The organism is Paraburkholderia sp. 40 (assembly GCF_050434105.1).
Classification (GTDB): Bacteria; Pseudomonadota; Gammaproteobacteria; order Burkholderiales; family Burkholderiaceae; genus Paraburkholderia; species Paraburkholderia tuberum.
On record NZ_JBNPVY010000004.1, the window covers coordinates 4,399,910 to 4,424,433 of the forward strand.

The window sequence follows — 24,524 nt, forward strand, 5'->3', positions numbered from 1 at the left end:
TCCGTCCGACAGATGAAAGCGCTGCAACGATGTGTGTCGCCGGGCCCAATCACTTACGTCTCGCAGGCCTAGAAATGGACGAACAACTCAAGCAAAGCGCTCTCGCATATCACCAGAGTCCGAAACCCGGCAAGATTTCGGTGACGCCTACCAAGCCGCTGTCGAACCAGCTGGATTTGTCGCTCGCGTATTCGCCGGGTGTGGCGGCAGCCTGTATGGCAATTCACGAGGAACCGCTCGACGCGCAGAAGTACACGTCGCGCGGCAACCTCGTCGGCGTGATCACGAACGGCACCGCGGTGCTCGGCCTCGGCAATATCGGCCCGCTTGCCGCGAAGCCGGTGATGGAAGGCAAGGGGTGTCTGTTCAAGAAGTTCGCGGACATCGACGTGTTCGACATCGAGCTGAGCGAATCCGATCCGGACAAACTCGTCGAGGCGATTGCGATGCTCGAGCCCACGCTGGGCGGCATCAACCTCGAGGACATCAAGGCGCCCGAGTGCTTCTACATCGAGAAGAAGCTGCGCGAACGTATGAAGATTCCGGTCTTCCACGACGATCAGCACGGCACCGCGATCATCGCGTCAGCGGCGATCCTGAACGGCCTCAAGGTGGTCGGCAAGAGGCTCGACGAAGTGAAGCTGGTCTGTTCGGGCGCGGGCGCGGCGGCCATTGCGTGTCTTGATCTGCTCGTCAATCTCGGTCTGTCGAAGAAGAACATTCTCGTCGCCGACTCGAAGGGCGTGATCTACGAAGGGCGTGGCAACCTCGATCCGTCGAAGGAGCGCTATGCGGCGCACACGGAAGCGCGCTCGCTCGCCGATGCGATCCGCGGCGCCGACGTGTTCCTCGGCTGCTCGAGCGCCGGCGTGCTGAAGCCGGAGATGGTCGCCGAAATGGGCTCGCAGCCGCTGATTCTCGCGCTCGCGAACCCCGAGCCGGAAATCCGTCCGGAAGAGGCGCGCAAGGTGCGCCCGGACTGCATCATCGCGACCGGCCGGTCGGACTATCCGAACCAGGTCAACAACGTGCTGTGTTTCCCGTTCATCTTCCGCGGCGCGCTCGACGTCGGCGCGACGACGATCACCGAAGATATGAAGCTTGCGTGCGTGCGCGCGATTGCCGAACTGGCCGAGGAAACCGACCAGGGCGATGAAGTCGCGAAGGCCTACGAAGGCCACTCGCTCGAATTCGGTCCCGAATACCTGATTCCGAAGCCGTTCGATCCGCGCCTGATCATCAAGATCGCGCCGGCCGTCGCGCAGGCCGCAATGGATTCGGGCGTCGCGACCCGCCCGATCCAGGACATGGATGCGTACCGCGAACAGCTCGGCGCGACCGTCTATCGCTCGGGCATGGTGATGCGGCCGGTGTTCGCGGCGGCGAAGTCGGCACCGGCGCGCATCGTGTTCGCGGAAGGCGAAGACGAGCGCGTGCTGCGCGCCGCGCAGTTCGTGCTGCTCGAAAAGATCGCCAAGCCGATCCTGGTCGGCCGTCCGTCGGTGATCGAGATGCGTCTGAAGAAGATGGGCTCGAAGCTCAAGTGCGGCGAAGACGTCGAGATCGTCGATCCGGAAGACGATCCGCGCTATCACAAGTGCTGGCAGGCTTATCACGAACTCGGCGCGCGCGAAGGCGTGACGCCGGACGTCGCGAAGGCCGCGATGCGCAAGTTCAACACGCTGATCGGCGCGATCCTCGTGCGCCTTGGCGAAGCGGACGGCATGATCTGCGGCATGATCGGCCAGTACCACACGCATCTGAACTTCATCGAGCAGGTGCTCGGCAAGGCCGACGACGTCGAGAACTTCGCCGCGATGAATCTGCTGATGCTGCCGGGCCGTAACCTGTTCATCTGCGACACGTACGTGAACGAAGTGCCGACCGCCGAGCAACTTGCCGACATGACGATGCTCGCCACGCGCGAAATCGAGAAGTTCGGCATCACGCCGAAGGTCGCGCTGCTGTCGAACTCGAACTTCGGCAGCGCGCCGTCGTCGTCGTCGCAGCGCATGGCCGCGGCGCGCAAGCTGATCACGCAACGCGCGCCGTCGCTCGAAATCGACGGTGAAATGCACGGCGACGCGGCGCTGTCGGAGACGATCCGCAAGGCCGCGTTCCCGGGCACGACGCTCGCCGGCGAAGCGAATCTGCTGATCATGCCGAACGTCGAAGCGGCGAACATCGCGTACAACCTGCTGAAGGTCGTGGGCGGCGAGGGTGTGACGGTCGGGCCGTTCCTGCTGGGTGCGGAAAAGCCGGTGCATATCCTGACGCCGGCCGCGACCGTGCGCCGGATCATCAATATGACGGCGGTGGCTTCGGCGAACGCGCGCAAGTCGGTGAACGCGAAGTAACGTGCATCACGTGAGGTTGGCGCGGGCGCGGCAGTAACGCGCGCGCGGCGGCCTGGGCAGAAGCGCTACGGAACCCCGGTTCCGTAGCGTTTTTTTGCGCCTGAAAAAAAGCGGCGGTCCGTGCAGACCGCCGCTTTTCGGTTCAGCTGGGAGAGTCGATCAAGCCGCGTGCTGCGTCTTGCCCGCATCCGGCGAACGCCAACGCGCGAGCAGCTCGTTCCACCTGATGCGCACGCCTTTCAGGTTGTTTTCCTTCACATGCCCATATCCGCGGATGCCGTCGGGCAGATTCGCGAGCTCGACCGCGAGATCGCGTTTCCGAGAAGTCAGCCCACTGATCAGCTCACGCACCAATGCCTCGTATTCACCGATCAGCGCGCGCTCGGTGCGACGCTCCCCGGTGTTGCCGAACACGTCGAACGCGGTGCCGCGCAGGAACTTGAGCTTCGCGAGCACGTGCATCGCGCGGAACATCCACGGGCCGTACTTCTTCTTCACCAGATGGCCGTGCGCGTCCTTCTTCGATAGCGTCGGCGGCGCGAGATGCAGGTGCAGCTTCCAGTCGCCTTCGAACGTCGCGTTCAGTTTTTCGATGAACGCCGGGTCGCTGTACAGACGAGCGACTTCGTATTCGTCCTTGTACGCCATCAGCTTGTGCAGGTTCTTCGCGACCGCCTCGGTCAGCGGCATTTGGCCGTCGGCGGGATCGAGCGCTTCTTCCGCGGCCCGCACCTGCGACACCAGCGCGCGATAGCGCTCCGCGTACGCACGGTTCTGCCAGGCGGTCAGATAGTCGGCGCGCTTGTCGATCAGCGTGTCGAGCGCCTTCGGCGTATGCAGCGCGATGATCTTGCCGCCCGCGCTGTCGGCCGGATCGCCGCGCCCCTGCGTTTGCGCGAGCTTGCGTACCGCAGCCAGATCGTGCGCGGCACGCCGGCCCCATTCGAACGCCGCGCGGTTCTTGTCCACCTGCACGTTGTTCAGCTCGATCGCGCGAATCAGCGACTCGTGCGTGAGCGGCACCCAGCCGCGCTGCCACGCATAGCCGAGCACGAACGGGTTCGTGTAGATCGCGTCGCCGAGCAGCGCGACGGCGAAGTGATTCGCGTTGACGGTCGAGACATTGTCATCGCCGGCCGCGGCGCGCACGTCGGCTTCGGTGCTGCTGCCGGGGAAGCGCCAGTTCGGGTTCTTGATCAGCTCGGCCGTCGGCGTGTGCGCGCTGTTCAGCACGACGCGCGTGCGATCCGCGTGCATCCGCGACACGCATTCGTCGCTGGCGGTGACGATCGCGTCGCAGCCGATCACGAGGCTCGCTTCGCCCATTGCGATGCGGGTCGCGTGGATGTCGGCGGGCTGCTTCGCGATCTGCACGTGGCTCATCACGGCGCCGCCTTTCTGCGCGAGGCCGGTGACGTCGAGCACCGTGACGCCCTTGTTCTCGAGATGCGCGGCCATGCCGAGCAGCGCGCCGATCGTGACGACGCCCGTGCCGCCGACGCCCGTCACCAGAACGCCGTACGGACGGTCGATGGACGGCAACTCGGGATCCGGCACCGGCGGCATTTCGGCGCCGGCGCCCGACGCCGCCTTCGGCTTGCGCAACTGGCCGCCTTCAACGGAGACGAAGCTCGGGCAGAAGCCGTTCACGCACGAGAAGTCCTTGTTGCAGGTCGACTGGTTGATCTGGCGCTTCGTGCCGTACTCAGTGTCGAGCGGTTCGACCGACAGGCAGTTCGACTTCACCGAGCAGTCGCCGCAGCCTTCGCACACCGCTTCGTTGATCACGACGCGCCGTGCAGGATCGGGATACGCGCCACGTTTCCTGCGACGGCGCTTTTCGGTCGCGCAGGTCTGGTCGTAGACCAGGATCGTGGTGCCCGGAACCTCGCGCAGCTGACGCTGCACGTCGTCGAGCTGGTCGCGGTGGTGAATGTCGACGCCGGGCGCAAGGCCGACGTTTGCCGCGTACTTCTCCGGCTCATCGGTGACGATGACGATCTTCGCCGCGCCTTCGGCGGCGAGCTGATGCGTGATCTGCGGCACGCTCAGCACGCCGTCGACCGGCTGGCCGCCCGTCATCGCGACCGCGTCGTTGTACAGCAGCTTGTAGGTGATGTTTGCCTTCGACGCGATCGCCGCGCGAATCGCGAGCAGCCCCGAGTGGAAGTAGGTGCCGTCGCCGAGATTGGCGAACACGTGCTTGTCGTTCGTGAACGGCGCCTGGCCGATCCACGCGACACCTTCGCCGCCCATCTGGCTGAACGTGCTGGTACTGCGATCCATCCAGACCGTCATGTAATGACAGCCGATGCCGGCCATCGCGCGCGAGCCTTCCGGCACGTTGGTCGACGTGTTGTGCGGGCAGCCCGAGCAGAACCACGGCTTGCGCTCGACTTCGACGCCCGGCCGCGCGAGCGCCTTTTCCTTCGCCTCGATCACCGCGATGCGCGCGGCGATGCGGGCGCGCACATCCGACGGCAGATCGAACTTGTCGAGCCGCGTGGCGATCGCCTTCGCGATGATCGCGGGCGACAGCTCGTAGTGCGCCGGCAGCAGCCAGTTGCCCATCGGCACCGACCATTCGCCGCCCGCGCCGTCCTTCTCGTCGAACTTGCCGAATACGCGCGGGCGCTGCGCGTCGGGCCAGTTGTACAGCTCTTCCTTGATCGCGTATTCGAGGATCTGGCGCTTTTCCTCGACCACCAGAATTTCGTCGAGACCGCGTGCGAAGGCCTGCGCACCTTGCGCTTCGAGCGGCCACACGCAGCCGACCTTGTACAGCCGGATGCCGATGCGCGAGCAGGTTTCGTCGTCGAGACCGAGGTTGGTCAGCGCCTGGCGCACGTCTAGATAAGCTTTGCCGCCGGTCATGATGCCGAAGCGCGCATGCGGCGAATCGATTTCGACGCGGTCGAGCTTGTTCGCTCGCACGTAGGCGAGGCCCGCGTACCACTTGTAGTCGAGCAGACGCGCTTCCTGCACGAGCGGCGAATCGGGCCAGCGGATGTTCAGCCCACCGTCGGGCATCACGAAGTCTCCCGGCAGGATGATGTTGGTGCGGTGCGGATCGATATCGACCGATGCGGACGATTCGACCACGTCGGTCACGCACTTCATCGCGACCCAGAGGCCCGAGTAGCGGCTCATCGCCCAGCCGTGCAGGCCGAAGTCCAGATATTCCTGCACGTTGGACGGAAACAGCACCGGCAGCCCGCATGCCTTGAAGATGTGTTCGGACTGATGCGCGAGTGTCGAGGATTTGGCCGCGTGATCGTCGCCGGCGAGCACGAGAACGCCGCCATGCCGCGACGAGCCGGCCGAGTTGCCGTGCTTGAAGACGTCACCGGACCGGTCGACGCCGGGGCCCTTGCCGTACCACATCGAAAACACGCCGTCGTATTTGGCGCTCGGGTACAGATTGACTTGTTGCGAACCCCACACGGCGGTGGCCGCGAGGTCTTCGTTGACGCCGGGCTGGAACACGACCTGATGCGCGGACAGATGCTTTTTCGCTTTCCACAGCGACTGGTCGAGCCCGCCGAGCGGCGATCCGCGGTAGCCGGAGATGAAGCCGGCCGTGTTGAGGCCGGCGGCGCGGTCGCGTTCCTGCTGCAGCATCGGCAGACGCACCAGCGCCTGGATGCCGCTCATGTACGCGCGGCCGCGATCGAGGGTGTATTTGTCGTCGAGCGTGACGGAAGACAACGCGGCTTCGAGCGAGGCTCGCTGACCTGCGTCTAGCGGGGCATTCATTATGTGTACTCCTCCACTTCAGCTTGGGATCACCAAAACTTTTCTGGCCCCCGGCATCTCGTGAATGCTGGGGCCGGGGTCGTCATATTGACGGGTTTTAAGCGATGGTAGCACTGGTGGAAACCCGCCGCAGCGGATCAAAAATCGCCCGCGCACGATCTGATTTCGGCCGGTTTCGCGACGAGTTGCCTACGTGTTGTCAGCAGTTGTCGCGGATTTCCGCCGGAATGGAGTTGTATTGCGCCTGCGCGTGTAACAAGCTGTAAAACCTACAAATTTGCGGAACCGCAGTGAAAACCACTGTCTAACCCCGACCTGTGAGCGATGCCGAACGCCGCGCATTCTGTGCAGCTTCTGGGCAGCAGGGCAGTTAGAAAAGGAGTACGCATGAACACAAGAAACGTCCAGACCTTCCTGATGGTTTCCGCCGCTTTCTTCGCGATGAGCGCGCCGGTGCGCTCGAATCCGGGCAGCACGGGGGCATTGTCGAACGCGATCGTCCGCACGGCGCAGGTGGCGCCGGCGCGTCTGGGAACGGCGCGGGTCGACGGTGCGATCGGCAGCGATCTGTACAGGCAGAATTCATGACGCACCGCATCGCGCGCGTCTAATGACGACCGGCCGCCGTTCCGAAGAGAGCGGCGGCGTTACAACGTAAAAGGGCGAGGATCCTGCGATCCTCGCCCTTTTTTCTTCTGCGCGCCGATCAGGCGCGAGTCTCCGTGGTCAGGTCTTGTCCTGCACGACACCGCGGCGAATCTGATCGAGCTCGATCGATTCGAACAGCGCCTTGAAGTTGCCTTCGCCGAAGCCCTGGTTGCCTTTGCGCTGAATGATCTCGAAGAAGATCGGGCCGATCTGGTTTTCGGTGAAGATCTGCAGCAGCAGATCGTCCGGTGCGCCGTCGATCAGGATCTTGCGCTTGCGCAGTTCCTCGAGCGGCTCGCCATGATTCGGCACGCGTCGGTCGACGAGTTCGTAGTACGTGTCGATCGTGTCGAGCAGTGAAATGTCCGATGCGCGCAGGCCGTCGACGGTGCGGTAGATGTCGCTGGTGCCGAGCGCGATGTGCTGGATGCCTTCGCCGTGGTACGCGTCCAGATATTCCTGGATCTGACCGGCGGTGTCCGAGCCTTCCTCGTTGATCGGAATGCGAATCTTGCCGCACGGCGAGGTCATCGCCTTCGACTTGACGCCCGTCAGCTTGCCCTCGATGTCGAAGTAGCGCACCTCGCGGAAGTTGAACAGGCGCTCGTAGAACTCCGCCCATTCCTGCATGCGGCCGCGATGCACGTTGTGCGTCAGGTGATCGATATAGGTCAGGCCGTGGCCCACCGGGTTCGGGTTCGCGCCCGGAATCGGCTCGAAGTCGACGTCGTAAATGTCGATGTCACCGATGCTGTTCGGCGTCGCGCCGTTCTTGCCGCGCCAGCGGTCGACGAAATAGATCAGCGAATCGCCAATGCCCTTGATCGCCGGGATGTTCAGCTCCATCGGGCCGGTCTTGTTGTCGAAACCCCATGCGCCTTTTTCGAGCGCTTGGGCGTAGGCCTTCGCAGCGTCCTGTACGCGAAACGCAATCGCGCAGATCGACGGGCCATGCAAGCGCGCGAAGCGCTGCGCAAACGAATGCTTCTCCGCGTTGACGATGAAGTTGATGTCGCCCTGACGATACAGCGTCACGTCCTTATGACGATGCCGCGCGACGGCCGTGAAGCCCATCCGTTCGAACAGCTTGCCGAGCGCTTTCGGGTCCGGCGCCGTGTATTCGATGAATTCGAAGCCGTCGGTGCCGACCGGGTTTTCCCAAGTAGAAACCTGCATTGTCTGTCTCCAATCCCATGCAAGAGGGTTGCCGAGGCGCGCTGGCGGTGAGCGCGCGGTACGGTCGGCTGGGCGCGACCGGATAGGGCAAGTGTAGGACTGCGACGAAGGCAAAAACTTGCGAACTTAATCGCGCGTCACTACGCTTGAGCCAGTTTATGGCTTTATTCAACGGATATGCGGCAGAACATGGCTAATAACGGGATAGACGCGATCGATCGACGCATTCTGGCGATCCTTCAGGAGAATGGCCGGCTGTCGAATCAGGAGATTGCGGAACGGATCAATCTGTCGCCAAGTCCGTGCCTGCGGCGGATTCGCCGGCTCGAGGAAAGCGGCGTGATTCGCGGCTACGTCGCGCTGCTCGACGCGCAACGTCTCGGGCTTGACCTGCTCGCGTATGTCAGCGTGCGGCTGGAGAAGGGTGGCGGTCGCGCGTTCAGTCCGCATGGCGAGGTCACGCACGCCGATCTGTTCGGCGCGGCCGTGCAGACGTGGCCCGAAGTTGTCGCATGTCACGCGATGACGGGTGAGATGGATTACCTGCTGCGCGTCCAGGTGGAGGACATGGCGCACTTTTCGCGCTTCGTGCAGGATCAATTGCTGCGGCATCCATCGGTGATTGATGTGAAATCGAGCTTTTCGCTAGAAAAGATCAAGGAAACGACAGCGCTGCCCATTTTGTAGGCTTCACGCGCACGGTCCTACGCGGGGCGTTGATTGGGTACAGATAGAAAAAAGGCGACCTTGCGGCCGCCCCAATCTCATTTCCCCGTAGCGATTATTCAGGCAGCGACAGCCACCGGCATGAACGACTCGAACAGTCGCGATGCCTGGCGTGCGTGGCGCTTGAGCGCGTAATCGAACACGGCGGCCTGCTCCTGCAGCATTTCCGCGAGGATGCTCGACTGATCGGCCGGCGACAGCGTCAGATACGCGTCGGCTTCGCCATACGCGTACTCGATCTTCATGCCGGCCTTCCTGGCGATGTGCATCATGGTCGAATTGCGCGCCAGGCAGTGGATGTACAGCGTCGTCACATGCGTGTTGCGGCTGCGGATCGCGGCGCGCTCGAATAGCTTCGAGCCGATACCGATGCCGCGTGCGCTTTCTAGCACGGAGACGCCGAATTCGGCGGTGCGCTTGTTGCCTTCGGCCGGCAGGTAGGCCAGATGGCCGACGCCGCTCAGTTCCAGCTTGCTGTTGAACACGCCGAACACGGTGTCGCGCGTGAAGTCGATCGCGCGCACGTAGTTTTCGATCACGTGGTTCGGCACGACCTGGCCGAAGCGCAGCAGACGGTCTTCTTCGTCGAGCGCGAGGAAGTGAGCAAGCAGGCGTTCGCGATCGACGGCGGTGAGTTCACGGACCAGAACGTGCGCGCGTCCAGCAGGCAGCGACGCGCGATCGTTCGGCGCTATCGGCTCGGTGTTGCGATGGGTCAGCATGTTCATGGTCGGGTTCTCCTTTTAATCAGGCGGCGTTGTGCACCGCAAAACCAATTTTAACGGAAACCTACGCCAATCACTAGGGAAAACCCGTATCAAAAATCGAGGTGAATACCTGGAACGCTGGAGCCCTAAATTTAATTAATTGATTTTAAAAGGAAGTTAAAAGTGAGCGCACGTTCGCGACACCATGCCGCATGGATTCCCTGCGCTGATTTATTTGGTCTGCATGTTGTTGCTTTGCAACATCCAGTGCGCGGGTTGCGATCTGTTCAGACCATCGTCTACCTGGCCGGCGCGCTGCCGAGACCATGCTCGACCATGCCGACCACCTGCTCGGCGAACTCGCGATAGCCCATCCGGCCGTCCGGCTTGAGCCACGTGAAGGTCCAGTTGATCATGCCGAACACCATCATCGTCAGCGCGGTCTGGTTGTCGCGTGTCGCGCGTTCGGGATAGGCGCGCACGAGCTGCCGCGCGAAGGCGGCGACTACGTCGCGCTGACGGTTCAGGATGATCTCGCGCTGCGAATCGACCAGATACTTGACATCGTTCAGCAGCGCGACGTGCCGGCTGTGCGACGTCTCATACTCGGACAGGAACGCGCGGATCAGCTCCGCGAAGGTTTCTCGCTCGCTCAGTTCGCGCCGCTGGCTCGATCCTTCCACCTCGGCGATGATCAGCATCAGGCGCTTCGTGTAACGATCGAGCAGATCGAACAGGATTGCTTCCTTGCTCTCGTAATAGTGATAGAGGCGCGCTTTCGAGGTGCCGCTCGCCGCGGCAAGATCGGCCATCGACGTACTTGGATAGCTGGTCTGCGCGAACTTCGCGGCGGCCAGTTCGAGAATCTGCTCGCGTTGGGTTTCGTGGTCGGGGGCTCGGGTGCGGGCCATATTCGTCTGTTCTTGTCTTATTGGGGTGAGCAGGGGGTGGATGCCGCGCGCAGTTCGAGCGAGCGCCATTCGTTCGCGTCGCCGCGCAGGCGGATGCGCCGCAGCGCCGCGAGTTCTCGCATGCGCCACAGCACGATGCTGTCGCTGACGAGGAACCACAGCCCGGCGGTCATCACGTAGGCGGCGACGCGCGCGGCGGGCTGCCAGGCGTCGGTTGCGCGGTCGAGGATCAGCGCGTCGATTTCGGCAACGCTGCCGCTCGTGAAGGTGTTGTCACGCCAGCGACGCGTCTCGCCGTTCGCCTGTTTGACCTCCTGCCATTCGAGCGCGAGCCGGCTGATGCGCAGCACGGAAATCGGCGCGGCGTCCGGCAGGTGTGTCTGCAATACGTCCGGCGCAAACATGCCGACCGATGTCGCGCGATCCTTGCGGGTATGCGCCCACGCTTGCGGATCGGCGAGGTCGGCGATCGACAGACGCACTTCGTTCAAACGCTGCGGGCTGTTGCGCACCAGGTAGCAGACGCGGCGCAGCATCAGTTGATCGGACGCGCTTTCGCCGTGCCACACCACGAGATTCGCGGTGCTGCTGGCGAGGCCGTCGAGCACCGCGGCCTGTTCGCGGAACTCGCGCACGAAGTCGCGTTGCGTGTCCGCGCTGACGCGTTCCCAGAAGTCGGCGCGCACATGCGCAGCGTCGTCGACGCCGCGTAACGGGCCGACCGCCAGATCGTCCCGCAGCGGCTGCACGCGATCGTCGCGGCCCGCCTGGTCGAGCGCGGTACGCAGCGACTCGGCGGCGACATCGCCGTTGGTGAGGTGAATCGTGCTCATGGGCAAGGGCTTGCAGTGACGCCAGCAGCTGTAACAAAAAGAGGCCGCTCGCCGACTGGAACCCGATGTCCCGATCGATGAGCGGCCCCTAGTTTAAGCGGATCGCGAAACGGCCGAAAGCGGTGGCGGACGTCACAGGAGGGCAGTCCGTACCTGGGCCACGAAAGCACTCGACTCAACGTTCGTCGTAACTGACGACGACCTTGTCGCTAACCGGATGACACTGACACGTCAGCACGAACCCGTCGCGGACCTCGTGCTCTTCGAGCGTGTAGTTCTTTTCCATCTTCACTTCGCCCTCGAGCACCTTCGCGCGACAGGTGCAGCACACGCCGCCCTTGCACGCATACGGCAGCGCGAGACCGGCGCGCAGCCCGACGTCGAGCACGCTCGTGCCCTGATACGGCAGGCGCAGCTTGCGCCGCTTGCCGTCGAGCACGATTTCGAGCTCGGCCGCGGGGGTGTCCGCGGTGATCTCGACGGGCGGCACGCCCGCCTGCGGCAGCGGCGTACCGAAGCGCTCGACGTGCACCTTCGCGGGCGGCACGCCGGCTGCCTTGAGCGCGGCCTCGGCCGCATCCATCATCGGCGCGGGGCCGCAGATGAACGCTTCGTCGATCGCGTCGGCCGGCAGCAGTTGCTCGATGAACGCCGCGCATTTTTCCTGGTCGAGCACGCCGTTAAACAGCTCGACGTCCTGCAGGTCGTCCGACAGCACGTGATACAGCACGAAGCGGTTCATGAAGCGGTTCTTCAGATCCTCGAGCTCCTCGGCGAACATGATCTGGTCGACGCTGCGGTTGCCGTACACGAGCGTGAAGGTGCTGCGAGGCTCGACTTCGAGCGTCGTCTTGATGATCGCGAGCACCGGCGTGATGCCCGAGCCGCCCGAGAACGCGAGGTACTGCTGCCCCTGTTCCGCGTTCAGGTGCGTGAAGAAGCGGCCGTCGGGCGTCATCACGTCGATCGTGTGGCCCGGCTGCAGCGTGTCGAACGCGAAGTTCGAGAAACGCCCGCCGCGCACGCGCTTGATGCCGATGCGCAACTCGCCGTCGCGATCGTAGTCGGTGACGCCGACGCAGATTGAATACGAACGGCGCGTTTCCTCACCGTCGATATGCGTCTTCAGCGTGACGAACTGGCCCTGCGTGAAGCGATAGTGGTCGCGCAGTTCGGGCGGGACTTCGAAGGCGACCGAGACCGCATCGGCGGTTTCAGGGCGCACTTCGCGGATACGCAGCGGATGGAATTGCGGGGTGGCCATATCAGTACGGTTTGAAGTAGTCGAAGGGTTCGCGGCAGTCGAGGCAGCGATACAGGGCCTTGCAGGCGGTCGAGCCGAATTGCGCGAGCCGCTCGGTGTGCGCCGAGCCGCAGCGTGGGCAGCCTGGGGCCGGCAGCGCGCGCGGCACGAAGCGCAGCACTTTCTCCTGCGGCGCTGACGTCGCGGCTGAACCGCAGTTGCCCGTCGGCGGCGCGATGCCGTAGACGCGCAGTTTTTCGCGGGCTTCGGCCGTGATCCAGTCGGTGGTCCACGCCGGCGCGAGCACGGTGGCGACGCGGTATGGCGTGAGCTGCGCGGCCTCGAGCGCACGGCCGATGTCTTCGGCAAACTGCGACATCGCCGGGCAGCCCGAGTAGGTCGGCGTGATCACGACTTCGAGCGCGCCGTCCGCGGCGCGTCGCACGTCGCGCAGAATGCCGAGCTCGCGGATCGACACCACCGGGATCTCCGGGTCGGGTACCGCTTCGAGCACGGTCCATGCACGGGTGAGCGCGGCGTCGGTCGTGGCAGCGGCGGCGTTCGCGGGCTGCGGAGCGGTCGAGGTCGTCATCGCGTGCTCACCAGCTGGCACCCGGATGCTGGCGCGCGAGGCTCTGCATTTGCGCGAGCACGAAACCCATGTGCTCCGAATGCTCGCCGTGCTTGCCCGTGCTCACGTGCCGCAGCGCCGCGGGCAGCGTCAGCGTGGCCTGGTCGAGCGTGGCGCGCACGTCGTCGAGCCACGCGGCTTCCAGCGCCGAGGTGCGCGGGCCGATGCCGGCCGCGGCGACCGCGTCTTCCACCGCGTCCGCGCTAAAGAACTCGTACGTGTACGGCATCAGATAGTCGAGCGCGGCCTGCGCGCGACGGTGCGATTCGTCGGTGCCGTCGCCGAAACGGATCAGCCACTCGCTCGCGTGATGCACGTGGTACTGCGTTTCCTTGATCGACTTCGCGGCGATCGCGGCGAGCTGCCCGTCGCTGGAGCCCGTCAGCGCACCCCACAGATGCATCATCAGCGTCGCGTACAGGAAGTTGCGCACGATCGTGACCGCGTAATCCTTCCCGGCCTGCGCGGTGCCGGCGAGCGGCCCGTAATGCGGCAACTCGGCGAGCGTGTAGTTCGCGAATTCGCGCTCGGCGCGGAAGTACGCGTAGTCGTCTTCGCTGCGCTGACGGCCGGTGAGCTGCGCTTCGAGCGCGGCCGCGTGCGTGTACAGCAGGCGCGCCTGGCCGATCAGGTCGAGGCTCATGTTCGACAGCGCGATGTCCTCTTCGAGGATCGGGCCGTGGCCGCACCACTCGGTGTTGCGCTGACCGAGGATCAGCGCGGTATCCGCGAGGCGCAGCACGTACTGGAGATGTTCGGGCGTAATGGACGTAGTGGAGGACGTAGTGGTCATGGCCGCGCTTACATGTGGTTGACTTCGTCGGGGAGCGTGTAGAACGTCGGGTGGCGATAGATCTTGTCGCCCGCCGGTTCGAACAGCTCGGCCTTCTCGTGCGGCGCCGAGGCCGTGATCGCCGAGGACGGCACCACCCAGATGCTCACGCCTTCCTGGCGGCGCGTGTAGACGTCGCGCGCCATGCGCAGCGCCATCGGCGCGTCGGCGGCGTGCAGACTGCCGCAGTGTTTATGGTCGAGTCCCTGCTTGCTGCGCACGAACACTTCCCAAATCGGCCATTCCTTGTTCATTGCTGATCTCCTGATTCCTTTGATGTGCGGTGCCACTCAGGCGGCGTGCTGCTGCGCGCGCTGGCGCTGCTTTTCCGCATGGGCGAGCGCGGCTTCGCGTACCCAGGCGCCGTCTTCATGGGCCTTCACGCGGGTCGCGAGGCGCTCGCGGTTGCACGGGCCGTCGCCATTGACGACGCGCCAGAACTCTTCCCAGTCGATGTCGCCGTAGTCGTAGTGGCCGCGCGCCTCGTTCCATTTGAGGTCCGCGTCGGGCAGCGTGACGCCGAGCACCTTCGCCTGCTCGACGGTCGCGTCGACGAATTTCTGGCGCAGGTCGTCGTTGGTGATGCGCTTGATGCCCCATCTGGCCGACTGGTTGCTGTGGACCGAGTCCCTGTCGCTTGGGCCGAACATCATCAGCACCGGCCACCACCAGCGGTTCACCGCCTGCTGGACCAGCTCGCGCTGCGCCTCGGTGCCGGCCATCATCGCGAGCAGCGCGTCGAAGCCCTGGCGCTGATGGAACGACTCTTCCTTGCAGATGCGGATCATCGCGCGGGCGTACGGGCCGTACGTGCAGCGGCACAGCGGGATCTGGTTCATGATCGCCGCGCCGTCGACGAGCCAGCCGATCACGCCGACGTCGGCCCAGGTGGGCGTCGGGTAGTTGAAGATGCTCGAATACTTGGCCTTGCCCGCGTGCAGCGCGTCGATCAGCTGCTCGCGCGAGACGCCGAGCGTTTCGGCGGCGCTATACAGATAGAGGCCGTGGCCGGCTTCGTCCTGCACCTTGGCGATCAGGATCGCCTTGCGCTTGAGGCTCGGAGCGCGCGTGATCCAGTTGCCCTCGGGCAGCATGCCGACGATCTCCGAGTGCGCATGCTGCGAGATCTGCCGCACTAGCGTTTTGCGGTACGCGTCGGGCATCCAGTCCTGCGGCTCGATCTTGCCGTCGGCGGTCATGACCGCGTCGAAGCGAGCCTGTTCGGGCGAATTCGCGTCCGCGTCCAGCGGGGCGACGGTGCCGGGGATATCGAGGGATTGGGTGTACATGAGGGACGCTCTCTCTGGAGGAGTGGTCTGTGTCGGCGTAGTATAAACCAACCGACCGGTCGGTTAATAAATTTTTTGTGCAGAGACGTTGGGGCTGATAGCTCATTGAGGGCGCCGAAACATGCATGCTGGTTTGCCCGGTTTCGATGGGCCGGCGGTTCATGACCGGCCGTCACCCCGCGCCGACACTTACCGGTAAAATTGCGAATTGGCCGCGATTTGCGGCCCACTTGCATCCCCGGTACTCATGTTACGTCTAAGCGAAATCAAACTCCCGCTCGATCATCCCGAAAGCGCCCTCGAAGCCGCCATCCGTGCGCGCCTCACGGAACTCGGCGTGGCGCGGGACGGGCTCATCCGATACGCCGTGTTTCGCCGCGCGCACGACGCGCGTAAGCGCGCCGACATCAAGCTCACCTACATCGTCGATGTCGAGATCAAGGATGAAGGGGCCGCGCTGAAACGGCTCGCCGACGTGCCGCATTGCGGCATGACGCCCGACATGAGCTACAAGTTCGTCGCCGAAGCGCCCGCCCAACTGAGCACGCCGCGTCCGGTCGTCATCGGCATGGGGCCGTGCGGACTGTTCGCGGGCCTGATCCTCGCGCAGATGGGCTTCCGGCCGATCATCCTCGAGCGCGGCAAGGCCGTACGTGAGCGCACCAAGGACACGTTTGGCCTGTGGCGCAAATCGGTGCTGAATCCCGAGTCGAACGTGCAGTTCGGCGAAGGTGGCGCGGGCACCTTTTCGGACGGCAAGCTCTACAGCCAGATCAAGGACCCGAAACACTACGGCCGCAAGGTGCTCGACGAATTCGTGCGGGCCGGTGCGCCGGAGGACATCCTGTACCTGAGCCGGCCGCATATCGGCACGTTTCGTCTCGTCAGCATGGTCGAGAAGATGCGCGCGAGCATTCACGAGTTGGGCGGCGAAGTGCGCTTCGAAACGCGTGTCGAGGACATCGACATCGACAACGGCCAGGTGCGCGGGCTGAAGCTGTCGACCGGCGAGACGCTGCGCTGCGACCACGTTGTGCTGGCGGTCGGCCATAGCGCACGCGATACCTTCCAGATGCTGTACGACCGCGGCGTTCACGTCGAGGCGAAGCCGTTTTCGCTCGGTTTTCGGATCGAGCATCCGCAAGGGGTGATCGATCGGAGCCGTTTTGGGAAATTTGCCGGTCACAAACAGCTCGGCGCAGCCGACTACAAGGTGGTGCACCACTGCAGCAACGGGCGAGCGGTTTATAGCTTCTGCATGTGTCCTGGCGGCACCGTGGTGGCGGCCACGTCGGAGCCGGGGCGCGTCGTCACGAACGGCATGAGCCAGTACTCGCGCGCGGAGCGCAACGCGAACGCGGGCATCGTGGTCGGCATTACGCCAGACGACTACCCGGGCGGGCCGCTCGCCGGCATCGCGTTCCAGCGCAAGTGGGAGGAGCGGGCGTTCGAGCTCGGTGGCGGTAACTATATGGCTCCAGGGCAGTTGGTCGGCGACTTCATCGCGGGGCGGCCGTCCACTTCACTCGGCTCGGTCGTTCCGTCGTACAAGCCGGGCGTGCGGCCAACCGATCTCAGCACCGCGCTGCCCGACTACGCGATCGAAGCGATTCGCGAAGCGCTGCCACAGATGGAGAAGAAAATCGCAGGTTTCGCGATGCATGATGCGGTGCTGACCGGCATTGAAACGCGAACTTCGTCGCCGGTACGCGTGCGTCGCGGCGACGACTACCAGAGTGTCAACGTCAACGGGCTGTATCCGGCGGGCGAGGGTGCGGGGTATGCGGGCGGGATCTACTCGGCGGCAATCGACGGAATCGAGGTCGCCGAAGCGGTCGCGCTGAAGATCATGAGTCAGCAAACGGCGTGAGTCCGAGCCGGCACAGCCGCCGGGCGCCGGGGTAAGCGGACCTGCCGGCGATTGCCGCGTCGTTCGGGCACAATGCGCGTTTCGCCTCGAACCGATCCTCCGAATGACCATTCGCACCCTGGCTGCCGCATGCGGCGCGGCGCTGCTTGCCCAATTTGCCCCGTTTGTCGTTTCCTCGAGTGCGTTCGCTGCCGAAGCGTCCGAGCATTGGGTCGCCGTTTGGGCGACCGCGCTGCAACCGATTCCACAGCGGGCCGAGTTGCCACCGCTGTATCGCGCGCCGGAAGTCGCCGGGCGCACCGTTCGGCAAATCATGTATCCGACGTTGTCGGGGAGGGTCGCGCGAATTCATCTGAGCAATGCGTACGGCAGGACGCCTCTCGTCATCGACGAACTGCGCATCGCGCGCTCCGCCGGTGGCGCGGCAGCAGTCGAGGGCGCCGGCAGTCGAGTGACGTTTGGCGGTAAGGGCGCGGTCAGCGTTCCGCCTGGCGGCGAGGTGGACAGCGATCCGGTCGCGATCGATGTCGTCGAGGGCGCGCCATATGCGATCAGTGCGTTCGTGGGACCGGAGCAGCGGATCGTCGCATGGCACCGAGTGTCGAATCAGGTGAATTATGTGTCCGGGCCCGGCAATCACACCACCGACGCGTCCGCCACGGCGTTTCGCGGCCGCTTCACGCAATATGTGTGGGTCACGGGTTTGTCGGTGGAGGCGGCGGCACCGTCGCTTGCCGTGGCCGCGATTGGCGACTCGATCACCGACGGCATGCGCTCCACCCTCAACCAGAACCGTCGCTGGCCGGATGCGCTGGCTCGGCGACTGGCGGCGAGCGGCGCGCAGTCGACCGCGATCGTGAATCTCGGCATCAGCGGCAACCGGCTCCTGAGCGACTCGCCTTGCTATGGCGACGCGCTTGCGAGCCGCTTCGAGCGCGACGTTTTGCGACGTCCAGGCGTCAAAGCGGTAATCCTGCTGATTGGCATCAACGACATCAACTTTGCGGCAATGCCGCCTCATGGCGGGCTCGACTGCGATTTTCCTCATACGTTGGTCACGGCTGCCGATCTGATCGCCGGTTACCAGCGAGTGATCGCGGCCGCGCGGCGCAACGGTGTCAAGATGTTCGGCGCGACGCTGACGCCGGCGTCGCTGCCACAGGAGCGGGAAAACATCCGACTCGCGGTTAATCAGTGGATGCGAACTAGTCGTGCTTTCGATGGCGTCGTCGACTTCGACGCGGCGTTGCGCGATCGGGCGCAGCCGGAGCGTCTGCAGCGCGCTTTCGATAGCGGCGATCACATCCATCCAAGCGACGCGGGCTACGCGGCTATGGCCGCTGCAGTTCCTGTCGAGGTCGTGGTGGATGCGACCCGGAAGTGAGCGGCAACTTTTTTAAGCGAAAGCAAAAACGGGTATTGACGAGACGCGAAAGAGTCTCCATAATTTCGCTTCTCTGCTGCAGACGCAGCGACGCAAACGAAGCAGTGCTAGGTAGTGGTGGTTCAGGCGCTGCGGGTCTGGCGGACCGATCTTTAAAAACTAACAGTCGATAAGTGTGGGCGCTTGATGCGGAATGCGGCGGCGGATTCTGTGGAATCTGCTGTCAGGCAGAAGTATCAGAAGCCTCACACAGTATTGGAGGAAGGTTTGTCTGTCGGAAGACGGATCAATCATCGTCAGTACGTTGAGTGAGCGACCGGGTTCGAGAGAGCCCGAAAACAGTAACAGGTTTGAACTGAAGAGTTTGATCCTGGCTCAGATTGAACGCTGGCGGCATGCCTTACACATGCAAGTCGAACGGCAGCACGGACTTCGGTCTGGTGGCGAGTGGCGAACGGGTGAGTAATACATCGGAACGTGTCCTGGAGTGGGGGATAGCCCGGCGAAAGCCGGATTAATACCGCATACGCTCGGGAGAGGAAAGCGGGGGATCGCAAGACCTCGCGCTCAAGGGGCGGCCGATGGCAGATTAGGTAGTTGGTGGGGTAAAGGCCTACCAAGCCGACGATCTGTAGCTGGTCTGAGAGGACGACCAGCCACACTGGGACTGAGACACGGCCCAGACTCCTACGGGAGGCAGCAGTGGGGAATTTTGGACAATGGGCGCAAGCCTGATCCAGCAATGCCGCGTGTGTGAAGAAGGCCTTCGGGTTGTAAAGCACTTTTGTCCGGAAAGAAAACCTCGTGGCTAATATCCGTGAGGGATGACGGTACCGGAAGAATAAGCACCGGCTAACTACGTGCCAGCAGCCGCGGTAATACGTAGGGTGCGAGCGTTAATCGGAATTACTGGGCGTAAAGCGTGCGCAGGCGGTGCTGTAAGACCGATGTGAAATCCCCGGGCTTAACCTGGGAACTGCATTGGTGACTGCAGCGCTGGAGTATGGCAGAGGGGGGTGGAATTCCACGTGTAGCAGTGAAATGCGTAGAGATGTGGAGGAACACCGATGGCGAAGGCAGCCCCCTGGGCCAATACTGACGCTCATGCACGAAAGCGTGGGGAGCAAACAGGATTAGATACCCTGGTAGTCCACGCCCTAAACGATGTCAACTGGTTGTCGGGCCTTCATTGGCTTGGTAACGTAGCTAACGCGTGAAGTTGACCGCCTGGGGAGTACGGTCGCAAGATTAAAACTCAAAGGAATTGACGGGGACCCGCACAAGCGGTGGATGATGTGGATTAATTCGATGCAACGCGAAAAACCTTACCTACCCTTGACATGTATGGAATCCTGCCGAGAGGCGGGAGTGCCCGAAAGGGAGCCGTAACACAGGTGCTGCATGGCTGTCGTCAGCTCGTGTCGTGAGATGTTGGGTTAAGTCCCGCAACGAGCGCAACCCTTGTCCCTAGTTGCTACGCAAGAGCACTCCAGGGAGACTGCCGGTGACAAACCGGAGGAAGGTGGGGATGACGTCAAGTCCTCATGGCCCTTATGGGTAGGGCTTCACACGTCATACAATGGTCGGAACAGAGGGTTGCCAAGCCGCGAGGTGGAGCCAATCCCGGAAAACCGATCGTAGTCCGGATCGCACTCTGCAACTCGGGTGCGTGAAGCTGGAATCGCTAGTAATCGCGGATCAGCATGCCGCGGTGAATACGTTCCCGGGTCTTGTACACACCGCCCGTCACACCATGGGAGTGGGTTTTACCAGAAGTGGCTAGTCTAACCGCAAGGAGGACGGTCACCACGGTAGGATTCATGACTGGGGTGAAGTCGTAACAAGGTAGCCGTATCGGAAGGTGCGGCTGGATCACCTCCTTTCCAGAGCTGTGCATTCACTGCACTCAAGTGCTCACGCTTATCGGCTGTGGTTAATGGAAGCAACGCAGACAGACATCAGGGGTCTGTAGCTCAGCCGGTTAGAGCACCGTCTTGATAAGGCGGGGGTCGATGGTTCGAATCCATCCAGACCCACCACGGTCTTGTCTGGTGAGCTGAAGGGCTGGGGCCGCTGGAATAGCTGTGGGACTGGGGGATTAGCTCAGCTGGGAGAGCACCTGCTTTGCAAGCAGGGGGTCGTCGGTTCGATCCCGTCATCCTCCACCAATCCTCAATGCGCAGGGTTCTGCCTGAAGGCAGAGCGTTGCGCATTGGCGATTGAGCCAGTCAGGGCGGTATGAGGCACAGGCTTTATACCGGCTGCCGTTCTTTAACAATCAGGAAGAAGTAGTAAAGAGATTCACGAAAGCATGCCTGGAGATGGGTGTGTGAGTAGGTGAATCAGGGTTGTGATTGTATCGATGTATTTTAAAGGTGATCGAAAGATTGCCTTGGAATACGGCGCAACACGAATACTCAACCTGTAACGGAACGTGAATGGTCGACTCCTTCGGGAACCTGTCCCCTCCGGGGATGGGACCAGAGTAAGCGCTAAAGCGCTAACACTGGTCGACAGAGACACACCCGTTATAGGGTCAAGCGAACAAGTGCATGTGGTGGATGCCTTGGCGATCACAGGCGATGAAGGACGCGGTAGCCTGCGAAAAGCTCCGGGGAGCTGGCAAACGAGCATTGATCCGGAGATGTCCGAATGGGGAAACCCACTCCTAATGGAGTATCCGTAGCTGAATCCATAGGCTGCGTGAGGCGAACGCGGTGAACTGAAACATCTAAGTAACCGCAGGAAAAGAAATCAACCGAGATTCCCAGAGTAGTGGCGAGCGAAATGGGATCAGCCTGTACACGTTATCTGTATTGTTAGTCGAACGCTCTGGAAAGTGCGGCCATAGCAGGTGATAGCCCTGTAGACGAAAACAGCATGGAAGAACTGGGTGTACGAGAAGTAGGGCGGGACACGTGAAATCCTGTCTGAAGATGGGGGGACCATCCTCCAAGGCTAAATACTCGTGATCGACCGATAGTGAACCAGTACCGTGAGGGAAAGGCGAAAAGAACCCCGGGAGGGGAGTGAAACAGATCCTGAAACCGCATGCATACAAACAGTCGGAGCCTCTGCGAAGGGGTGACGGCGTACCTTTTGTATAATGGGTCAGCGACTTACATTCAGTGGCGAGCTTAACCGATTAGGGCAGGCGTAGCGAAAGCGAGTCCGAACAGGGCGTCCAGTCGCTGGGTGTAGACCCGAAACCAGGTGATCTATCCATGGCCAGGTTGAAGGCACGGTAACACGTGCTGGAGGACCGAACCCACTAACGTTGAAAAGTTAGGGGATGAGCTGTGGATAGGGGTGAAAGGCTAAACAAACCTGGAAATAGCTGGTTCTCTCCGAAAACTATTTAGGTAGTGCCTCGTGTATCACCTTCGGGGGTAGAGCACTGTCATGGTTGTGGGGTCCATTGCGGATTACTACGCCATAGCAAACTCCGAATACCGAAGAGTGCAATCACGGGAGACAGACATCGGGTGCTAACGTCCGGTGTCAAGAGGGAAACAACCCAGACCGCCAGCTAAGGTCCCCAAATATGGCTAAGTGGGAAACGAAGTGGGAAGGCTAAAACAGTCAGGAGGTTGGCTTAGAAGCAGCCACCCTTTAAAGAAAGCGTAATAGCTCACTGATCGAGTCGTCCTGCGCGGAAGATGTAACGGGGCTAAGCCATATACCGAAGCTGCGGATGCACAGTAATGTGCATGGTAGGAGAGCGTTCCGTAAGCCTGCGAAGGTGCACTGGAAAGTGTGCTGGAGGTATCGGAAGTGCGAATGCTGACATGAGTAGCGATAAAGGGGGTGAAAGGCCCCCTCGCCGTAAGCCCAAGGTTTCCTACGCAACGTTCATCGGCGTAGGGTGAGTCGGCCCCTAAGGCGAGGCAGAAATGCGTAGCTGATGGGAAGCAGATTAATATTTCTGCACCATTGTGAAATGCGATGGGGGGACGGATCGCGGAAGGTTGTCCGGGTGTTGGAAGTCCCGGTCCTTGCATTGGAGAAGGCGCTTTGGCAAATCCGGGCGCGGAATTCAAGGGTGCGAGGCGAGTCGCTCAGGCGACGAAGCAACTGGAAGGGGTTCCAGGAAAAGCCTCTAAGCTTCAGTTTCACAGTGACCGTACCGCAAACCGACACAGGTGGGCGAGATGAGTATTCTAAGGCGCTTGAGAGAACTCGGGAGAAGGAACTCGGCAAATTGGTACCGTAACTTCGGGATAAGGTACGCCCTCATAGCCTGACTGGCCTGCGCCAGAAGGGTGAAAGGGTTGCAATAAACTGGTGGCTGCGACTGTTTAATAAAAACACAGCACTCTGCAAACACGAAAGTGGACGTATAGGGTGTGACGCCTGCCCGGTGCCGGAAGATTAAATGATGGGGTGCAAGCTCCTGATTGAAGTCCCGGTAAACGGCGGCCGTAACTATAACGGTCCTAAGGTAGCGAAATTCCTTGTCGGGTAAGTTCCGACCTGCACGAATGGCGTAACGATGGCCACACTGTCTCCTCCCGAGACTCAGCGAAGTTGAAGTGTTTGTGATGATGCAATCTCCCCGCGGCTAGACGGAAAGACCCCATGAACCTTTACTGTAGCTTTGCATTGGACTTTGAACCGGTCTGTGTAGGATAGGTGGGAGGCTATGAAGCGTGGACGCCAGTCTGCGTGGAGCCGTCCTTGAAATACCACCCTGATCTGTTTGAGGTTCTAACCTTGGCCCGTGATCCGGGTCGGGGACAGTGCATGGTAGGCAGTTTGACTGGGGCGGTCTCCTCCCAAAGTGTAACGGAGGAGTACGAAGGTACGCTAGGTACGGTCGGAAATCGTGCTGATAGTGCAATGGCATAAGCGTGCTTGACTGTGAGACTGACAAGTCGAACAGGTGCGAAAGCAGGTCATAGTGATCCGGTGGTTCTGTATGGAAGGGCCATCGCTCAACGGATAAAAGGTACTCTGGGGATAACAGGCTGATACCGCCCAAGAGTTCATATCGACGGCGGTGTTTGGCACCTCGATGTCGGCTCATCTCATCCTGGGGCTGTAGCCGGTCCCAAGGGTATGGCTGTTCGCCATTTAAAGAGGTACGTGAGCTGGGTTTAAAACGTCGTGAGACAGTTTGGTCCCTATCTGCCGTGGGCGCTGGATATTTGAAGGGGGCTGCTCCTAGTACGAGAGGACCGGAGTGGACGAACCTCTGGTGTACCGGTTGTCACGCCAGTGGCATCGCCGGGTAGCTATGTTCGGAAGAGATAACCGCTGAAAGCATCTAAGCGGGAAACTCGCCTTAAGATGAGATATCCCCGGGGCTTCGAGCCCCTTGAAGGGTCGTTCAAGACCAGGACGTTGATAGGTCAGGTGTGCACGTACAGTAATGTACTGAGCTAACTGATACTAATTGCCCGTAAGGCTTGATCCTATAACCGGTGTGTTTTGCGGTCAGCGTGAGCGCTTCAGCTGTCGGCCGGAGTTAGTGCTTCAGCACTTACTCCGGGCCCATGCAAAGCGCTTACCCGGACCCCACCCCCGAAGGGGGCAGGAACACGCACACGGTTGAGATCGGTGTTGTGCCAGAAACAACACAACCCCCCACCCGAATCCTTTACGCTTCTTCCCGATTGGCTGTGGCGCAACCGGTTGACTCCAACCCTGCGACGCAGCAACCCGTCATGCCTGATGACCATAGCGAGTCGGTCCCACCCCTTCCCATCCCGAACAGGACCGTGAAACGACTCCACGCCGATGATAGTGCGGATTGCCCGTGTGAAAGTAGGTAATCGTCAGGCTCCTCCCCAGTCAGAAACCCCACCCGCCGCGGTGGGGTTTTTGCGTTTACACGGCCCAAATCAACAGCAACATGCTCGACCGAGCACGAACAATAAGCGTGGCCGGACGCCGTTGCCAGCCACTGCCAAAAGTAGCCTGTTGATCGACGCTTTTTTGCGCATACGACCTGCGCACAAACAAGCGTCTAGCTCGTCCCGAGCGCTGCTCGGTGGCGTTCCCGCGCTCAACGCTAGCCTCCCGCACGTATCTAAGGACACAAGGACTCTCTTAAAATATCGGATAGTCTTATGCGTATCAGTAAGCCAAATCATTGTAAGCGGTCCATCTTCGACGTCTATCAGAGATGGCCTCACTCGTTCGGACAGTCTTCTGAGATT

The 24,524-nt window shown here is 61.9% G+C and carries 15 protein-coding genes, 2 tRNA genes and 3 rRNA genes; 10 read left to right on the forward strand and 10 right to left on the reverse strand.

What is annotated here, in order from left to right; all coding sequences use genetic code 11:
- The first annotated feature begins 74 nt into the window (after window positions 1–74).
- Window positions 75–2,357: an NADP-dependent malic enzyme gene (locus OKW28_RS42230; protein ID WP_429454264.1), complete on the forward strand. Its 2,283-nt coding sequence runs from the start codon at window positions 75–77 to the stop codon at window positions 2,355–2,357.
- A gap of 159 nt (window positions 2,358–2,516) precedes the next feature.
- Here OKW28_RS42230 and OKW28_RS42235 read toward each other — a convergent pair whose 3' ends face one another.
- Window positions 2,517–6,113 carry an indolepyruvate ferredoxin oxidoreductase family protein gene (locus OKW28_RS42235; RefSeq protein ID WP_429454266.1) on the reverse strand — a complete coding sequence of 1,199 codons (3,597 nt, stop codon included), beginning with the start codon at window positions 6,111–6,113 and terminating at the stop codon, window positions 2,517–2,519.
- Window positions 6,114–6,500: 387 nt separating this feature from the next.
- Between OKW28_RS42235 and OKW28_RS42240 the strand changes: the two genes are divergently transcribed.
- Entirely contained in the window at window positions 6,501–6,701 is a 201-nt protein-coding gene (locus OKW28_RS42240) for a hypothetical protein (protein WP_429454268.1), read from the forward strand.
- 138 nt (window positions 6,702–6,839) lie between these two features.
- Here the strand turns inward: OKW28_RS42240 and hppD are convergent, their stop codons facing one another.
- Entirely contained in the window at window positions 6,840–7,937 is a 1,098-nt protein-coding gene (gene hppD / locus OKW28_RS42245) for a 4-hydroxyphenylpyruvate dioxygenase (RefSeq protein ID WP_429454270.1), read from the reverse strand.
- Window positions 7,938–8,126: 189 nt separating this feature from the next.
- Between hppD and OKW28_RS42250 the strand changes: the two genes are divergently transcribed.
- The gene (locus tag OKW28_RS42250) at window positions 8,127–8,624 is read left to right on the forward strand and encodes an Lrp/AsnC family transcriptional regulator (protein WP_429454272.1); all 498 of its coding nucleotides are present in this window, start codon (window positions 8,127–8,129) and stop codon (window positions 8,622–8,624) included.
- 98 nt (window positions 8,625–8,722) lie between these two features.
- Here the strand turns inward: OKW28_RS42250 and OKW28_RS42255 are convergent, their stop codons facing one another.
- The 8 genes from OKW28_RS42255 to paaA form a co-directional block, all read right to left on the reverse strand.
- Window positions 8,723–9,391: a GNAT family N-acetyltransferase gene (locus OKW28_RS42255; protein WP_429454274.1), complete on the reverse strand. Its 669-nt coding sequence runs from the start codon at window positions 9,389–9,391 to the stop codon at window positions 8,723–8,725.
- Window positions 9,392–9,669: 278 nt separating this feature from the next.
- Window positions 9,670–10,281 carry a TetR/AcrR family transcriptional regulator gene (locus tag OKW28_RS42260; RefSeq protein ID WP_018418677.1) on the reverse strand — a complete coding sequence of 204 codons (612 nt, stop codon included), beginning with the start codon at window positions 10,279–10,281 and terminating at the stop codon, window positions 9,670–9,672.
- 17 nt (window positions 10,282–10,298) lie between these two features.
- On the reverse strand, window positions 10,299–11,114 hold the full coding sequence (locus tag OKW28_RS42265; RefSeq protein WP_429454276.1) for a DUF1835 domain-containing protein: 816 nt from the start codon (window positions 11,112–11,114) through the stop codon (window positions 10,299–10,301).
- Window positions 11,115–11,289: 175 nt separating this feature from the next.
- Window positions 11,290–12,378 (reverse strand): 1,2-phenylacetyl-CoA epoxidase subunit PaaE, encoded by a 1,089-nt coding sequence (gene paaE / locus OKW28_RS42270; RefSeq protein WP_184034674.1) that lies wholly within the window; start codon window positions 12,376–12,378, stop codon window positions 11,290–11,292.
- A 1-nt stretch (window position 12,379) separates the two neighbouring features.
- Window positions 12,380–12,949, reverse strand: coding sequence for a 1,2-phenylacetyl-CoA epoxidase subunit PaaD (gene paaD / locus OKW28_RS42275; RefSeq protein ID WP_429454278.1), 570 nt, complete (start codon window positions 12,947–12,949; stop codon window positions 12,380–12,382).
- A gap of 7 nt (window positions 12,950–12,956) precedes the next feature.
- The gene (paaC, locus tag OKW28_RS42280) at window positions 12,957–13,781 is read right to left on the reverse strand and encodes a 1,2-phenylacetyl-CoA epoxidase subunit PaaC (protein ID WP_429454280.1); all 825 of its coding nucleotides are present in this window, start codon (window positions 13,779–13,781) and stop codon (window positions 12,957–12,959) included.
- Window positions 13,782–13,789: 8 nt separating this feature from the next.
- The gene (gene paaB / locus OKW28_RS42285; protein ID WP_018418671.1) at window positions 13,790–14,074 is read right to left on the reverse strand and encodes a 1,2-phenylacetyl-CoA epoxidase subunit PaaB; all 285 of its coding nucleotides are present in this window, start codon (window positions 14,072–14,074) and stop codon (window positions 13,790–13,792) included.
- Window positions 14,075–14,110: 36 nt separating this feature from the next.
- Window positions 14,111–15,109: a 1,2-phenylacetyl-CoA epoxidase subunit PaaA gene (gene paaA, locus OKW28_RS42290; protein WP_429454282.1), complete on the reverse strand. Its 999-nt coding sequence runs from the start codon at window positions 15,107–15,109 to the stop codon at window positions 14,111–14,113.
- A gap of 247 nt (window positions 15,110–15,356) precedes the next feature.
- On the opposite strand from paaA, the gene OKW28_RS42295 reads away from it, so the two are divergent.
- The 7 genes from OKW28_RS42295 (at window position 15,357) to rrf (ending at window position 24,146) form a co-directional block, all read left to right on the forward strand.
- Window positions 15,357–16,979, forward strand: a complete 1,623-nt coding sequence (locus tag OKW28_RS42295; protein ID WP_429454284.1) for an NAD(P)/FAD-dependent oxidoreductase — start codon at window positions 15,357–15,359, stop codon at window positions 16,977–16,979.
- Window positions 16,980–17,082: 103 nt separating this feature from the next.
- The gene (locus OKW28_RS42300; protein ID WP_429454286.1) at window positions 17,083–18,363 is read left to right on the forward strand and encodes an SGNH/GDSL hydrolase family protein; all 1,281 of its coding nucleotides are present in this window, start codon (window positions 17,083–17,085) and stop codon (window positions 18,361–18,363) included.
- 352 nt (window positions 18,364–18,715) lie between these two features.
- Window positions 18,716–20,246: ribosomal RNA gene (locus tag OKW28_RS42305) — 16S ribosomal RNA — on the forward strand.
- A 79-nt stretch (window positions 20,247–20,325) separates the two neighbouring features.
- Window positions 20,326–20,402: transfer RNA gene (locus OKW28_RS42310), tRNA-Ile, on the forward strand.
- Between the two features lie 53 nt (window positions 20,403–20,455).
- A tRNA-Ala gene (locus OKW28_RS42315) sits at window positions 20,456–20,531 on the forward strand.
- A gap of 366 nt (window positions 20,532–20,897) precedes the next feature.
- Window positions 20,898–23,779, forward strand: a 23S ribosomal RNA gene (locus tag OKW28_RS42320).
- 253 nt (window positions 23,780–24,032) lie between these two features.
- Window positions 24,033–24,146, forward strand: a 5S ribosomal RNA gene (rrf, locus tag OKW28_RS42325).
- The 16S, 23S and 5S rRNA genes sit together here with 2 tRNA genes alongside, the layout of an rRNA operon.
- Window positions 24,147–24,524 lie beyond the last annotated feature (378 nt).